The organism is Frigoribacterium sp. CFBP 8754, assembly GCF_014841815.1.
Taxonomy (GTDB): Bacteria; Actinomycetota; Actinomycetes; order Actinomycetales; family Microbacteriaceae; genus Frigoribacterium; species Frigoribacterium endophyticum.
This window is the reverse complement of record NZ_JACYUO010000003.1, coordinates 42,952-56,523: the sequence shown is the minus strand read 5'-3', so window position 1 is coordinate 56,523 and position 13,572 is coordinate 42,952. Positions and strand designations below refer to the sequence as shown.

The window sequence follows — 13,572 nt, the reverse complement described above, 5'->3', positions numbered from 1 at the left end:
CGCGGTGCGCCTCGCCTGCGCAACTTAAGTGCGTCCTGAGCGTCCATGATGCGCAGGCTGCGTGTGACACTGGCTGGCGTGAGCATCGCAGCCCCCACCGCCCAGCCCTCCGCAGCCGCCTCGCCGGCGCCGACGCGACGGGCCTCCCGACGTACGGTGCTGATGTGCCGGCCCGACCACTTCACGGTCAGCTACCGCATCAACCCGTGGATGGACCCGTCGAAGCCGACCTCCACGTCGCTCGCCGTGCGGCAGTGGGAGTCACTGTACGAGACCTACCTCCGGCTCGGCATCCAGGTCGAGCTGATCGACCCGCTGCCCGGTCTGCCCGACATGGTCTACGCGGCCAACGGGGGCTTCGTGCTCGACGGCGTCGCCTACGGCGCCAAGTTCACCTACCCCGAGCGCCAGCCCGAGGGCCCCGCCTACATGGAGTGGTTCCGACAGGCGGGCCTCCGCGTCGCCGAGCCCGTCGAGGTCAACGAGGGCGAGGGCGACTTCCTCCTCGTGGGCGACGTGATCCTCGCCGGCACGGGCTTCCGCAGCGCCTCCGACTCCCACGCCGAGCTCGCCCGGGTCACCGGTCGCGAGGTCGTCGGCCTGACCCTGGTCGACCCGCGGTTCTACCACCTCGACACCGCGGTGGCCGTGCTCGACCCGGAGCCGGTCGAGGGCGGCGCCCAGAACATCGCCTACCTCGAGAGCGCGTTCGACGAGCCCTCCCTGGCCGTGCTGCGCGAGCGGTTCCCCGACGCCGTCCTGGTCAGCGACGACGACGCGACCATCCTCGGCCTGAACAGCTACAGCGACGGTCTCCACGTGGTGATCGCCGAGAAGGCCACGGGGTTCGCGCGACAGCTGCGCGAGCGGGGCTACGAGCCGGTCGGCGTCGACCTCTCCGAGCTGCTGCTCGGCGGCGGCGGCGTGAAGTGCTGCACCCTGGAGCTGCGACGATGACGATCGACACGACCCGCGCCTCCGGCCCCACCGAGGCGGCCATCGCCGTCGAGGACGCCGCGCTGGCCCACAACTACCACCCGCTGCCCGTGGTCGTCGCGACCGCCGAGGGCGCCTGGGTCACCGACGTCGACGGCCGCCGCTACCTCGACTGCCTCGCCGCGTACTCGGCCGTGAACTTCGGCCACGGCCACCCGACCCTCGTCGCGGCCGCCCGTGACCAGCTCGACCGGGTGACGTTGACCAGCCGGGCGTTCCACAACGACCAGCTCGGCCCGTTCGCCGCCGAGCTCGCCGCCCTGCTCGGCAAGCAGATGGTGCTGCCGATGAACACCGGCGCCGAGGCCGTCGAGTCGGGCGTCAAGGTCGCCCGTGCCTGGGGCTACCGCGTCAAGGGCGTGCGGCCCGGGGCCGCGAAGATCATCGTGGCGTCGGGCAACTTCCACGGCCGCACCACGACGATCATCAGCTTCTCGGACGACGAGGAGGCGCGGGCCGACTTCGGCCCCTACACCCCCGGTTTCGTCACGGTGCCCTACGGCGACTCCGCCGCGCTCGAGGCCGCGATCGACGACGACACGGTGGCCGTGCTGCTCGAGCCGATCCAGGGCGAGGCGGGCGTCGTCGTGCCGCCGGCCGACTACCTGCCCGAGGTGCGCCGCATCACGCGGGAGCGCCGGGTGCTGTTCATCGCCGACGAGATCCAATCGGGCCTCGGCCGGACCGGCGCGACCGTGAGCTGCGACCTCGTCGACGTCGTGCCCGACCTCTACCTGCTCGGCAAGGCCCTCGGCGGCGGCGTCGTGCCGGTCAGCGCGGTCGTCGGCGACCGCGACGTGCTCGGCGTGCTGCGGCCCGGCGAGCACGGCTCGACGTTCGGCGGCAACCCGCTCGCGGCGGCCGTGGGCCTCGCCGTCGTGCGGATGCTCGCCACCGGAGAGTGGCAGGAGCGCGCGGCGCGGCTCGGCGCCCGCCTGCGCGAGGGCCTCGACGCGCTCGTCGGTCGGGGCGTCGTCACCGTGCGCGGCGCCGGCCTGTGGATGGGCGTCGACATCGACCCTGCGGTCGGCACCGGGCGGGAGGTCTGCGAGGAGCTCATGCGCCGCGGCGTCCTCGCGAAGGACACGCACGGCTCGACCATCCGCCTCGCCCCGCCGCTGGTGATCACCGAGGCCGAGGTCGACGAGCTCGTGTCGACGCTCGCGGCCGTGCTGCGCGACCTCCGCGCCTGAGGTCGGGTCGCCGGCCGGCCTGGCCGGCCCGGTCGGCCCGGCCGGGCCGGCCGGGCCTCAGCCGCCCGCGCGCCCCTCGGGCTTGACGAAGAGGTAGACGACGCTCCGCCCCGTGCGGTGCTCCTGGGCGTTCGCGAAGCCGAGGCCCTCGAGCAGCTCGCGGTCGTCGTCGGTCAGCACGTCGACCTGGCGCCGGACGATCCAGACCCGGTCGGTGGCGGCGAGGCGCTCCGAGAGCTCGGCGCGGTCGTCGGCGTCGTCGAGCTGGAGCGTCTCGTCGGTGAACCTCCCGGCGGCGATGCCCGAGCTGACGAAGGCCACGTCGTCGAGGCCCGCGAAGCGCTGCGGGTAGGCGTAGAGCGCCTGGCGGGGCCGGGTCGAGACGACCCCGGTCGCGTCGAGCAGGACGGCGTCGCCCGGGCGGGCCTGCTGCTCGACGTAGCTGGCGACCTGCGCGAGGTCGGCGCCGCCGCCCTTGCCGTCGGGCAGCCGCTGCAGCACGTACGTCGGCACCGAGGCCGCGACCAGCAGGGCGATCAGGGCGATGCTGACCCACCGCCTCCGGAACCCCGTGATGGCGACCGCCAGCAGCAGGCACATGCCCGGCGCCGACCAGGCCACCAGCCGGGCCTGGAAGAGCGGCGCGATGGCGAGGCCGACCAGCAGCATCACGCCGGTCGGCAGCACGACCCAGAGCGCGCCGAGCAGCACGACGCTGCCGGGGGTGCGCGAGCGGTCGCGGAGGCGCGTGCCGAGCAGGATGAGCAGGGCGGCGCCCAGCACGGCGTAGGCCACGGAGGTCGCGAACCAGGGCTCGACGAGCACCGAGTACCAGGTGACGTCGGAGCCCGTCGCGGGGTCGCCGTTGCCCAGCAGCCGAGTGCGCTCGCGGATGACCGTGCCGATCACCGGGGCGGTGACGAGCAGCGCGGCGCCGGTCGAGATGGACCAGCCGAGGAGGCGGTGGCGCGCTCCCCGACGACGTCGCTGCGCCGGGGCGAGCAGCAGGAAGACGCCGTGCACGAGCACGATCGTCGCCATCGGCACGAACACGGCGATGCACGCCGCGAGGCCGGCGCCGTAGGCGACCCACCACCACCGGCTCTGCCGCCGCGAGGCGACCAGGACGAGGACGGTCGCCCAGACGGCGAGGGCGGCGGTGAGGGCGTAGGGCCGGGCCTCCGCCGCCTCGAGGGTCAGCCGGGGCAGCACCGCGTAGATGCCGGCGGCGAGGACGGCCGTCGTGCGCGTCGTCAGCATCCGCACGAGCACCAGGAGGCCCGCGGCGCCGGCCCCCGCGGCGAGGGCGCTCGGCAGGCGGGTCGAGAGGGTGCTCTCGCCGAACAGGGTCGTCCAGGCGTGCATCACCACGTAGTAGGCGGTGTGCACGGCGTCCCGCTGGTGGGTGAACTCGAGCAGCGAGCCGAGGGGCAGGCGGGCGGCCTGGAGGGTGGTCGCCTCGTCGCTCCAGTACGACGGCACCCACGACGCCGCGAAGCCCACCAGCAGCGCCGCCAGGCCGGCGACCACGGGGTCGAGCCAGCGGCTGCGGGGGTGTGCGACCGCGGGGTCGTGCCCGATGCTCACGCGACGGCGGCCCGGAGGTCAGGGGAGCCGGGCCCCGCGGCGGCGGGGCCCTCGGCGTGGCTCTCGGCAGCTGGGCACGGCATCGATCCGTGGACCTCTCGGTTCTTCGGGCGCGGGGACGGTCGTCCGATGCTAGCGGGTGCCCCTCCGACGCGTCGCGAGCGACCCCGGGGGGAGCTGCGAGCGAGCCCGGGCACGTCGGCAGCGCGCGCCGGGCAACGAGAAAGCCCCCGGCGGGGCCGGGGGCTTCGTGGTGGCTGGACGCGGCGTCGATCCGCGGACCTTTCGATTTTCAGTCGAACGCTCTACCAACTGAGCTACCCAGCCGAGGGAGCCGTAGCTCCTGGTGAGAGGCGGTGCCTCTCGGACGGGGTGACCCGTCGCTGCGACCCTGACCGGACTTGAACCGGCGACCTCCGCCGTGACAGGGCGGCGCGCTAACCAACTGCGCTACAGGGCCAAACTGGTGGTGCGTGGTGTTTCCGTGAACGATGCTACCGGACTCGAGACCATTGCTGGAACCGTGACCCCAACGGGATTCGAACCCGTGCTGCCGCCGTGAAAGGGCGGTGTCCTAGGCCACTAAACGATGGGGCCGAGTGACCTCGGAAGATCACAGAGCAACCGAGGAAGGAGCATACGCAACCCGCGGCCACGATGCAAACCGGGGAGGCGCCTCCCCGGTCCAGGAGGGTCCCTCACGACCGCGACGCCCCGTCGCCACACCGACGGGGGTCTCGCTCGGAGGGGGGAGCGGGAGCTAGGTTCGACCTGTCCTTGATGCTTGGTCGCGACGGCCCTGCGCCCGGCCGGGCGGAGCCGCACGGCGCCTCGACCACGACGAACCGGTGATGCCTCATGATCTCGACCTCCCCCCGACGGCCGCGTGCCGCCCGCGGCCTCCTCACGAGCGCCGACCGCCGCCCCGTCCGCCTCGCCCTCGTCGCCGCCGCCCTCTCGCTGGTCGTCACCGGCAGCGTGCTCGCGGCCCCGACGCCCGCCCGGGCCGCCGACTACCCCACGTGGGAGCAGGTCGCCGCCGCCCAGGCGAACACGGACGCGAAGGCCGCCGAGATCGCCACCATCACGGGCCTCCTCGCCCAGCTCTCGACCGACCTCGAGGCCGCGAACGCCGACGCCGTCGCGAAGGGCGCGGCCTACGAGGAGGCGCAGACCGCCTACGACCAGGCCGAGTTCAAGCTCGGCCAGCTGCAGGACCAGGCCGACGCCGCGGACGCCGTCGCCGCCGCCAGCGAGGAGCGCGCGGGCCAGCTCGCCGCCCAGCTCGGCCGCTCGTCGGGCGGCAACGACATCAGCAGCAGCCTCATCGCCGACCCGGGCGACGCCAACGAGCTGCTGTACAAGATCGGCGCCATGTCGAAGCTGACCGAGCAGGCCGACGGCATCTACTCGCAGGCCACGCAGGACCGCAACACCGCCCAGTCGCTCAGCGACCAGGCCGACGTCGCCGCCACGGCGCTCAAGGCCCTGGCCGTCGAGGCGGAGGACGCGCTGGCGGCGGCCAACGAGGCCGCCCAGGCCGCGGCGGACGCCGTGGCCGCCCAGGAGGAGAACAAGAGCCGGCTCGACACGCAGCTCGCGATCCTCCAGTCGGACCTCACCACGACCAAGGAGGAGTTCGAGAAGGGCGAGGCCGAGCGCAAGGCCGCGGAGGCCGCCGCCGCCGCCGAGGCGGCCCGCCTGGGCAGCCCCACGAACGGCACCCCCACCGGCGTCGTCTCGAGCGCCGGCTGGACGCGCCCGTCGGGCGGGAACATCTCGAGCGGCTTCGGCATGCGGGTGAACCCGGTCACGCACGCCTACATCCTGCACGCGGGCACCGACCTCGCCGCGGCCTGCGGCACGCCGATCTTCGCGGCGACGAGCGGCACGGTGAGCTACGCCGGCTGGTACGGCGGCTACGGCAACTTCGTCCTGCTCGACAACGGCGGCGGCGTCACCACCGGCTACGGGCACCAGCCGAACGGCGGCATCACGGTGAGCGTGGGCCAGCACGTCGAGGTCGGGCAGCAGATCGGCCACGTCGGCTCGACCGGCAACTCGACCGGATGCCACCTGCACTTCGAGACGCGCGTCGGCGGCACGCCCGCCAACCCGGTCGACTTCATGGCGCAGCGCGGCATCCGCCTCTAGCGGCACGACGACGGAGGGCCCGACACCAGCAGGTGTCGGGCCCTCCGTCGCGCGGTCGGCGGGTGCGGGTCAGTGGCCCTCGGCCGCCAGCTTCACGATGCCGGCCTCGACGATGGCCTCGGCCTCGGCGGCGTCGCCCCAGCCCTCGGTCTTGACCCACTTGCCGGGCTCGAGGTCCTTGTAGTGCTCGAAGAAGTGCTCGATCTCCTTGCGCAGGTACTCGGGCACGTCGGTGACGTCCTGGATGTGCTCCCAGCGCGGGTCCTTCGCCGGCACGGCGATGACCTTGGCGTCGCTGCCGCCGTCGTCGGTCATGTTGAAGACGCCCACGGGGCGGACCTTCACGCCCACGCCCGGGAAGAGCGGGTAGTCGAGCAGCACGAGCACGTCGACGGGGTCGCCGTCGAGGCCGAGCGTGTTCTCGAAGAACCCGTAGTCGGTCGGGTAGACGAAGCCGGTGAAGAGCACGCGGTCGAGGTAGACGCGACCGGTCTCGTGGTCGACCTCGTACTTGTTGCGGCTTCCCTTGGGGATCTCGATCACGGCGTCGTACGCGGCCATGGGTGCTCCTGGTTCAGTCGTGGGGGTGCCGACCAGACCGGTCGGCGGCTGCCGGTAACGTTACAAGATGCCCGACAGACCGCGTCTGACCCCCGCCATGGCCGACGTCCGCCGGGCCGTCCGCGGCTCCCTCGGCGACCTGGCCGCCGACTCCCTCGTGCTCGTCGCCCTGAGCGGCGGGCCCGACTCGCTGGCGCTCGCCGCGGCGACCGCGTTCGAGGCGCCCCGGGCGGGGCTTCGGGCCGGAGCCGTCGTGGTCGACCACGGGCTGCAGGCCGGGTCGGCCGACGTGGCGACCGCGGCCGCGGCCCAGGCGACGGCGCTCGGGCTCGCCCCGGTGGTCGTCCGCCGCGTCGCCGTCGGCGTCGAGGGCGGCCCGGAGGGGGCAGCCCGGGAGGCGCGCTACCGGGCCCTGCGCGAGGTCACGGCCGAGACCGGTGCGGTCGCGGTGCTCCTCGGCCACACCCTCGACGACCAGGCCGAGACCGTGCTGCTCGGGCTCGCGCGGGGGAGCGGCCCCACCAGCCTGCACGGGATGGACGCGGTGCGGGGGCCGTGGCGACGGCCGCTGCTGGCCGTCCGGCGGGAGACGACCCGCGCCTCCTGCGCCGACCTCGGGCTGGACCCCTGGCTCGACCCGCACAACGACGACGCCTCGTTCGCCCGCGTGCGCGTCCGGCAGGTCGTGCTGCCGGTGCTCGAGCGCGAGCTCGGCCCCGGCGTCGCGGTGGCCCTCGTCCGCACCGCGGCGCAGCTGCGCGAGGACTCCGAGGCACTCGACCACTTCGCCGAGGAGCAGGCCGAGGAGGTCGCCGACCACGCCGAGGCCGGCATCTCGCTCGACGTCCGCGCTCTCGCGGCCGACCCGGCCGCGCTCCGACAGCGCTTGATCCGGCTGGCCGTCGAGGGCGAGTTCGGCGTCGTCCTCAGCCGCTCGCAGACCCTCGAGGTCGCCCGCCTCGTGACCGACTGGCACGGCCAGGGAGCCGTCTCGTTGCCGGGCGTTACAGTGGAGCGCACCGGGGGCGTGCTGCACTTCAGCGCCGCCGGCACCGCCTGAGGCCCGGCCGCTCGACCAGCGCCGCCGCCCCTCGCCCCCGACGTCGTCACCTCCGACGTCGTCGCCCCCACCCCGTCATCCCCGACCCCCCAGGAGAACGCGCGCCCATGGAACTCAGCGACATCGACGGCGACCTCACCAGCGTCCTCTACACCGAGGAGCAGATCCACGCGAAGATCGCGGAGGTCGCCCGCCAGGTCGAGGTCGACTACGCCGGCCGTGACCCGCTGCTCGTGGGCGTGCTCAAGGGCGCCGTCATGGTGATGGCCGACTTCGCGCGCGAGCTCAAGCTCAACGCGCCGATGGACTGGATGGCCGTGTCGTCGTACGGCTCGGGGACGAAGTCGTCGGGCGTCGTGCGCATCCTGAAAGACCTGGACACCGACCTGCACGGTCGCGACGTCATCATCGTCGAGGACATCATCGACTCGGGCCTGACCCTCTCGTGGCTGCTCGAGAACCTCAAGAGCCGCGGCGCCGCCTCCGTCGAGATCTTCGCCCTGCTCCGCAAGCCGGCCGCCGCCAAGGTGCAGGTCGACGTGAAGTACGTCGGCTACGAGATCCCCAACGACTTCGTCGTGGGGTACGGCCTCGACTTCGACGAGAAGTACCGCAACCTGCGCGGCGTCGGGGTGCTGGCGCCCCACGTCTACAGCTGACCGGGGCCCGGGCGGGCCGAGGGCCCGACGGGGGCCGTGGCCCCAGTGAGGGGCTCCCCGACCGCTCAGAGCGAACACCCACCAGCCCCCGAGGGGACGCGAGGTAACCTCTCCCTCACGTTCTCCCTGCAGAAAGGTGTCGGGCTCCGCCCGTACTGACATGGACCTCAAGAAACTCTTCCGCGGACCGATCATCTACGTCGTGATCGCGGTGCTCGGCATCGGGATCGGCTGGAGCGTCATCAGCGCCTCCGGCTCGACGCGCGTGTCGACCCAGAAGGGCCTCGAGGCTCTGAACGACGACAAGGTCTCCTCGGCGACCATCTTCAGCAACGAGCAGCGCGTCGACCTCGTCCTGAAGGACGGCGACGAGCAGCAGCAGTTCTACTACGCGACCCCGCGCGGCGACGAGGTCGTCCAGGCGGTCGACGACGCGAAGCTCGAGAGCTTCGACGACAACGTCACGCAGGGCAACTGGTTCCTCTCGCTGCTGAGCGTCCTCCTGCCCTTCGTGATCATCGGCGCCATCTTCTGGTTCCTGCTCTCGTCGATGCAGGGCGGCGGCAGCAAGGTCATGCAGTTCGGCAAGTCCAAGGCCAAGCTCGCGTCGAAGGAGACGCCGCAGGTCATGTTCACCGACGTGGCCGGCGCCGACGAGGCGATCGAGGAGCTCGAGGAGATCAAGGAGTTCCTCAAGGAGCCCGCTAAGTTCCAGGCCGTCGGCGCTCGCATCCCCAAGGGCGTGCTGCTCTACGGCCCTCCCGGCACCGGCAAGACCCTGCTGGCCCGCGCCGTCGCCGGCGAGGCCGGCGTGCCGTTCTTCTCGATCTCCGGCTCGGACTTCGTCGAGATGTTCGTCGGCGTCGGCGCCAGCCGCGTCCGTGACCTCTTCGAGCAGGCCAAGCAGAACTCGCCCGCCATCATCTTCGTCGACGAGATCGACGCCGTCGGCCGCCACCGCGGCGCCGGCGTCGGCGGCGGCAACGACGAGCGCGAGCAGACGCTGAACCAGCTGCTCGTCGAGATGGACGGCTTCGACGTCAAGACCAACGTCATCCTGATCGCGGCGACCAACCGTCCCGACGTGCTCGACCCCGCCCTGCTGCGCCCCGGCCGCTTCGACCGCCAGATCGGCGTCGACGCCCCGGGCCTCGACGGCCGCAAGCAGATCCTCGAGGTGCACGGCAAGGGCAAGCCCCTCGCCGCCTCGGTCAACCTCGAGGTGCTGGCCCGCAAGACGCCGGGCTTCACCGGTGCCGACCTGGCCAACGTGCTCAACGAGGCCGCGCTGCTGACGGCTCGCTCGAACGCGCAGCTGATCGACAACCGCGCCCTCGACGAGGCCGTCGACCGCGTCATGGCCGGCCCGCAGCGCCGCAGCCGCATCATGAACGACCACGAGAAGCTCATCACCGCGTACCACGAGGGCGGCCACGCCCTCGCCGCCGCGGCGATGCGCCACACCGACCCGGTCACGAAGATCACGATCCTGCCGCGCGGCCGTGCCCTGGGCTACACGATGGTGCTTCCCCTGGAGGACAAGTACAGCGTGACCCGCAACGAGCTGCTCGACCAGCTCACCTACGCCATGGGCGGCCGCGTCGCGGAGGAGCTCGTCTTCCACGACCCGACCACCGGCGCCTCGAACGACATCGAGAAGGCCACGGGCACCGCCCGCAAGATGGTCACCGAGTTCGGCATGAGCAACAAGGTCGGCTCGGTCAAGCTCGGCCAGGGCTCGGGCGAGCAGTTCATGGGCCGCGACATGGGCCAGCGCGACTACTCGGAGACGATCGCCGAGACCGTCGACGCCGAGGTGCGCGTGCTGCTCGAGCAGGCGCACGACGAGGCCTGGGCCGTCATCAACGACAACCGCGACATCCTCGACCACCTCGCCGCCGAGCTCCTCGAGAAGGAGACCCTCGACCACGACGAGCTGGCGGAGATCTTCAAGGACGTCAAGAAGCTGCCCGAGCGCCCCCAGTGGCTCTCCAGCGACAAGCGCCCCGTGTCGGACCGCCCCGCGATCCCGATGCCGACGAAGGCGCCCGTCGACGCCGACGCCGTCGACGGCGGGGTCGGCTCCGAGCCGGAGCCCGAGGGCCTCACGACCCGCAAGCGCCCGCCGCGCACCGCTCCCGGCATCGCCACGGCCTGAGCGGGCCACCCGACCGGGGCTGTGTGGAGCTCCCGCCCCGGTCGGTAGCCTGGTCAGTCGAACCGTAGGCCTGATGGCAAGGAGCACCTCGTGACCGACTCGCCGACCGGCGGCTCCCGCCGCGACCCGGCCGCCGCGCCCGACGCTCCGGCGTGGCGGCGGCCCCGCGGGCGAGAGCGGTACCCCGACCCGGTCGAGGTCGACGCTCCGCCGACGTCGGCCCCGGCCTCCGGCACGGAGCGACGCCTCGCGCTCGCCCTCGACGAGACGGCCGCCGTCCGGCCGCCCGCCCAGCTCCCTCCCGTGACGCACACTCCGGCGACGCGGGCAGCGGCGGAGGTGCCCGCCGCGGTGATCCGCGTGCCGCCGGCCCGGACCCCGGCGCAGCCGACGCCGACTCCCGCGCAGTCGACCTCGGCGCAGCCCGCGCAGCCGACGCCGGCGCGCGACGCCGTGTCGCGACGCGCGGTCTCGACCCCCGTGCAGGCGGGCGGCGAGGCCGAGCCGACCCGCGCCTCCGGCCGTCGCCTCGTCGCGGGGGGCCGCTTCGACGGCCCGCTGCCCGTCGGCGCCGAGCGCACCCGGGTCGGCTCGCACGCCGCCCCCGGGCTGGTCGACGGGCCCCCGCGCTCCTCGGTCGAGCCCGGCCGGCCCCGTGGTGAGCGCGCACGGCGTCGGGGAGCCGACGCGGCGCCCGTCGTCGTCCGGTCCCGCCCGGCCGTCCCGCTCGACCTGCTGCCCGCCGACGGCGGCCGCGCCCTCGTGATGGGCATCCTCAACGTGACCCCCGACTCCTTCAGCGACGGCGGTCGCTGGGTCGGCCTCGGCGCGGCCCTCGACCACGCTCGCGAGCTCGTCGCCGCGGGTGCCGACCTCGTCGACGTGGGCGGCGAGTCGACGCGCCCCGGGGCGTCCCGGGTCGACCCGCTCGAGGAGCAGCGCCGCGTGCTGCCCGTCGTCCGCGAGCTGGCGTCCGAGGGCGTGCGGGTCAGCGTCGACACGATGAACGCCTCCACGGCGCGCGCCGCCGTCGAGGCCGGCGCCGACGTGATCAACGACGTCTCGGGCGGCCTCGCCGACGACGCGATGGCCGACGTGGCCGCCGAGACCGAGCGGCTGTTCGTCGCCATGCACTGGCGCGGTCACCTCGAGCACGGCCGCGGCGCGCCCGACTACGGCGGCGACGTCGCCCGCCGCGTCCGCGACGAGCTCGCCGCCCGCGTCGACGCCCTCGCGGGTCGGGGCGTGCGCCTCGACCGCCTCGTGCTCGACCCCGGCGTCGGCTTCTCGAAGGACGCCGCCCAGAACTGGCGCGTGCTCGCCGCCCTGCCCGAGCTGGCCCGCCTCGGCCAGCCGCTGCTGGTGGGGGCGTCGCGCAAGAGGTTCCTCGGGGAGCTGCTGCCCGACGGCGCCCCGCCCGAGCAGCGCGACCTGCCCACCGCCGTGGTGAGCGTGCTCGCGGCCCAGGCCGGCGTGTGGGCGGTGCGCGTGCACGACGCGGCCGGCACCCGCGTCGCCCTCGACGTGCTGCACGCCTGGCAGGGCGCCGCCGTGCCCGCGCGACCGGCGAGGCACGCGTGAGCGCCGAGGTGCCGGCGGGCGGTGCCGCGGACGCCGCCGGCGCTGCTGCCGCCGGCGCTGCTGCCGCCGGCGCTGCCGCTGACGGCGCAGCTCCGGCCGCCCCGGCCCTCCGCCTCGTGCCGCGCGGCCTGGACGTGCTGCGCCTGAGCGGCGTGCGGGCCACCGGCCACCACGGCGTCTTCGAGCACGAGCGCCGTGACGGCCAGGAGTTCGTGGTCGACGTCGTCGTGCACCTCGACGCCGCGCCGGCCGCCGACGGCGACGACCTCGCGCAGACCGTCCACTACGGCGTGCTCGCCGAGCAGCTCGTCGCCGCCGTCGAGCGCGACCCGGTCGACCTCGTCGAGACCCTCGCCGAGCGGCTCGCGCACGTCGTGCTGTCGTTCCCCGCCGCGGTGCGGGCCGAGGTCACGGTGCACAAGCCCCACGCGCCGATCACGGTGCCGTTCGGCGACGTGTCGATCACCGTCGTCCGGGAGCGCGCGTGAGCACGGCGGGGCCCGCGCGCTCCGGCCGCGGCTCCGTCCCGGTCCCCGGCTCCCGCACCGCGCCTCCCGGGCCCCTCGCCCGTCGCGCGGTGATCGCGCTCGGCTCCAACCTCGGCGACCGCGACGGGCTGCTCCGCGACGCCGTCGCGGCCCTCGACGCCGTCGACGGGGTGCACGTCGTCGCAGCGTCTGCCCCCGTCTCGTCGGTGGCCGTCACGCTCGACGGGCCCGACGAGAGCAAGCCCGACTACCTCAACGCCGTCGCCCTCGTCGACACCACCCTCGGGGGTCTCGACCTGCTGGCGGCCCTGCAGTCGATCGAGTCCGACCGGGGCCGGGTGCGCACCGAGCGCTGGGGGGACCGCACCCTCGACCTCGACGTGGTCGTGCTCGGCGACGACGAGAGCGACGACCCGCGCCTCACGCTGCCCCACCCGCGCGCCGCCGGGCGGGCCTTCGTGCTCGAGCCCTGGCTGCAGGTCGAGCCGGAGGCGCGGCTCGGCCGGGCAGGGCGCGTCGCCGACCTGCTCGCCGCGCTGCCCGACCGCACCCGGCCGGTCGCGGGAGCCGGCGCGCTCTGGCCGCCCGCCGAGCGCGCTCCCGGCGCCGTGCGCTCCGAGCCCGCCGCCCCCGCCCCCGACCACACCCCCGGAGCCGACGCGTGAGACACACCCGCCCCGCCACCCTGATCGGCCTCGCCGTCGTCGCCCTCGTGGTCGGCTTCGTGCTCGACGCGGCGCTCGTCGCGACCGGTCGGCCGTCGATCGTGCCGCCCGTGGTGCTCGGGCTCGTGCTGCTCGCCATCGGCGGCATCGTCGTGACGATGGCGATGCCGGTCCGGCGCGTGGCCCGGGGCTCGCGCACCGAGCGCGTCGACCCGTACTACGCGACCCGGGTGCTGCTGCTCGCGAAGGCCAGCAGCCTGGCCGGGGCGCTCTTCGGCGGCGGCGCCGGCGGGGTGCTGCTGTTCATGACGACGCGCGGCGTGGGGGTGGCAGTAGGCTCCGTCGTGCCCGCGGTCGTGGCCGTCGTGGGGGGCCTCGGCCTCCTCGTCGGGGGGATCGTCGCCGAGCACATGTGCACCGTGCCGCCCGGTGACGACGACGACGGCGGGCCGGGGGCCCAGGCCGCCTGA

General features: G+C 74.2%; 12 protein-coding genes and 3 tRNA genes. 10 read left to right on the top strand and 5 right to left on the bottom strand.

Translation table 11 applies throughout. From position 1 onward, the window contains the following. The first annotated feature begins 78 nt into the window (after nucleotides 1-78). Complete coding sequence (gene ddaH, locus IFT72_RS10675; protein ID WP_056057959.1) at nucleotides 79-957, top strand: dimethylargininase; 879 nt, start codon at nucleotides 79-81, stop codon at nucleotides 955-957. Beyond that, nucleotides 954-2,189 (top strand): ornithine--oxo-acid transaminase, encoded by a 1,236-nt coding sequence (gene rocD / locus IFT72_RS10670; protein WP_192046423.1) that lies wholly within the window; start codon nucleotides 954-956, stop codon nucleotides 2,187-2,189. The genes ddaH and rocD overlap by 4 nt, the downstream gene beginning before the upstream one ends. A 57-nt stretch (nucleotides 2,190-2,246) precedes the next feature. On the opposite strand, the gene IFT72_RS10665 is transcribed toward rocD, so the two are convergent. The 4 genes from IFT72_RS10665 to IFT72_RS10650 form a co-directional block, all read right to left on the bottom strand. After that, nucleotides 2,247-3,776 carry a glycosyltransferase family 39 protein gene (locus IFT72_RS10665; protein WP_192046422.1) on the bottom strand — a complete coding sequence of 510 codons (1,530 nt, stop codon included), beginning with the start codon at nucleotides 3,774-3,776 and terminating at the stop codon, nucleotides 2,247-2,249. Nucleotides 3,777-4,027: 251 nt separating this feature from the next. Further along, nucleotides 4,028-4,103: transfer RNA gene (locus IFT72_RS10660), tRNA-Phe, on the bottom strand. A 59-nt stretch (nucleotides 4,104-4,162) separates the two neighbouring features. After that, nucleotides 4,163-4,236: transfer RNA gene (locus tag IFT72_RS10655), tRNA-Asp, on the bottom strand. A gap of 64 nt (nucleotides 4,237-4,300) precedes the next feature. Then, nucleotides 4,301-4,373: transfer RNA gene (locus tag IFT72_RS10650), tRNA-Glu, on the bottom strand. A gap of 261 nt (nucleotides 4,374-4,634) precedes the next feature. Here IFT72_RS10650 and IFT72_RS10645 point away from each other — a divergent pair. After that, on the top strand, nucleotides 4,635-5,930 hold the full coding sequence (locus IFT72_RS10645; RefSeq protein ID WP_192046421.1) for a M23 family metallopeptidase: 1,296 nt from the start codon (nucleotides 4,635-4,637) through the stop codon (nucleotides 5,928-5,930). Nucleotides 5,931-5,999: 69 nt separating this feature from the next. Here IFT72_RS10645 and ppa read toward each other — a convergent pair whose 3' ends face one another. Then, complete coding sequence (gene ppa / locus IFT72_RS10640) at nucleotides 6,000-6,491, bottom strand: inorganic diphosphatase (protein WP_192040539.1); 492 nt, start codon at nucleotides 6,489-6,491, stop codon at nucleotides 6,000-6,002. A 67-nt stretch (nucleotides 6,492-6,558) separates the two neighbouring features. Between ppa and tilS the strand changes: the two genes are divergently transcribed. From tilS to IFT72_RS10605, 7 genes are all read left to right on the top strand, one after another. Beyond that, nucleotides 6,559-7,551 carry a tRNA lysidine(34) synthetase TilS gene (tilS, locus tag IFT72_RS10635; protein WP_192046420.1) on the top strand — a complete coding sequence of 331 codons (993 nt, stop codon included), beginning with the start codon at nucleotides 6,559-6,561 and terminating at the stop codon, nucleotides 7,549-7,551. A 107-nt stretch (nucleotides 7,552-7,658) separates the two neighbouring features. Next, complete coding sequence (gene hpt, locus IFT72_RS10630; protein ID WP_056057941.1) at nucleotides 7,659-8,210, top strand: hypoxanthine phosphoribosyltransferase; 552 nt, start codon at nucleotides 7,659-7,661, stop codon at nucleotides 8,208-8,210. 160 nt (nucleotides 8,211-8,370) lie between these two features. Further along, the gene (ftsH, locus tag IFT72_RS10625) at nucleotides 8,371-10,368 is read left to right on the top strand and encodes an ATP-dependent zinc metalloprotease FtsH (RefSeq protein ID WP_056057937.1); all 1,998 of its coding nucleotides are present in this window, start codon (nucleotides 8,371-8,373) and stop codon (nucleotides 10,366-10,368) included. A 90-nt stretch (nucleotides 10,369-10,458) separates the two neighbouring features. Next, the gene (folP, locus tag IFT72_RS16670; protein WP_371741257.1) at nucleotides 10,459-11,949 is read left to right on the top strand and encodes a dihydropteroate synthase; all 1,491 of its coding nucleotides are present in this window, start codon (nucleotides 10,459-10,461) and stop codon (nucleotides 11,947-11,949) included. Continuing rightward, nucleotides 11,946-12,437, top strand: coding sequence for a dihydroneopterin aldolase (gene folB / locus IFT72_RS10615; protein WP_371741256.1), 492 nt, complete (start codon nucleotides 11,946-11,948; stop codon nucleotides 12,435-12,437). The genes folP and folB overlap by 4 nt, the downstream gene beginning before the upstream one ends. After that, nucleotides 12,434-13,102, top strand: coding sequence for a 2-amino-4-hydroxy-6-hydroxymethyldihydropteridine diphosphokinase (folK, locus tag IFT72_RS10610; protein WP_192046419.1), 669 nt, complete (start codon nucleotides 12,434-12,436; stop codon nucleotides 13,100-13,102). Before folB ends, folK begins: the two co-directional genes overlap by 4 nt. Continuing rightward, complete coding sequence (locus IFT72_RS10605) at nucleotides 13,099-13,572, top strand: DUF3180 family protein (RefSeq protein ID WP_167260846.1); 474 nt, start codon at nucleotides 13,099-13,101, stop codon at nucleotides 13,570-13,572. The genes folK and IFT72_RS10605 overlap by 4 nt, the downstream gene beginning before the upstream one ends.

Coding starts and splice junctions, on each gene's coding strand:
- ppa (WP_192040539.1), bottom strand. CDS start 6,491: ATGGCCGCGTACGACGCCGTGATCGAGATCCCCAAGGGAAGCCGCAAC.
- rocD (WP_192046423.1), top strand. CDS start 954: ATGACGATCGACACGACCCGCGCCTCCGGCCCCACCGAGGCGGCCATC.
- IFT72_RS10645 (WP_192046421.1), top strand. CDS start 4,635: ATGATCTCGACCTCCCCCCGACGGCCGCGTGCCGCCCGCGGCCTCCTC.
- hpt (WP_056057941.1), top strand. CDS start 7,659: ATGGAACTCAGCGACATCGACGGCGACCTCACCAGCGTCCTCTACACC.
- ftsH (WP_056057937.1), top strand. CDS start 8,371: ATGGACCTCAAGAAACTCTTCCGCGGACCGATCATCTACGTCGTGATC.
- tilS (WP_192046420.1), top strand. CDS start 6,559: ATGCCCGACAGACCGCGTCTGACCCCCGCCATGGCCGACGTCCGCCGG.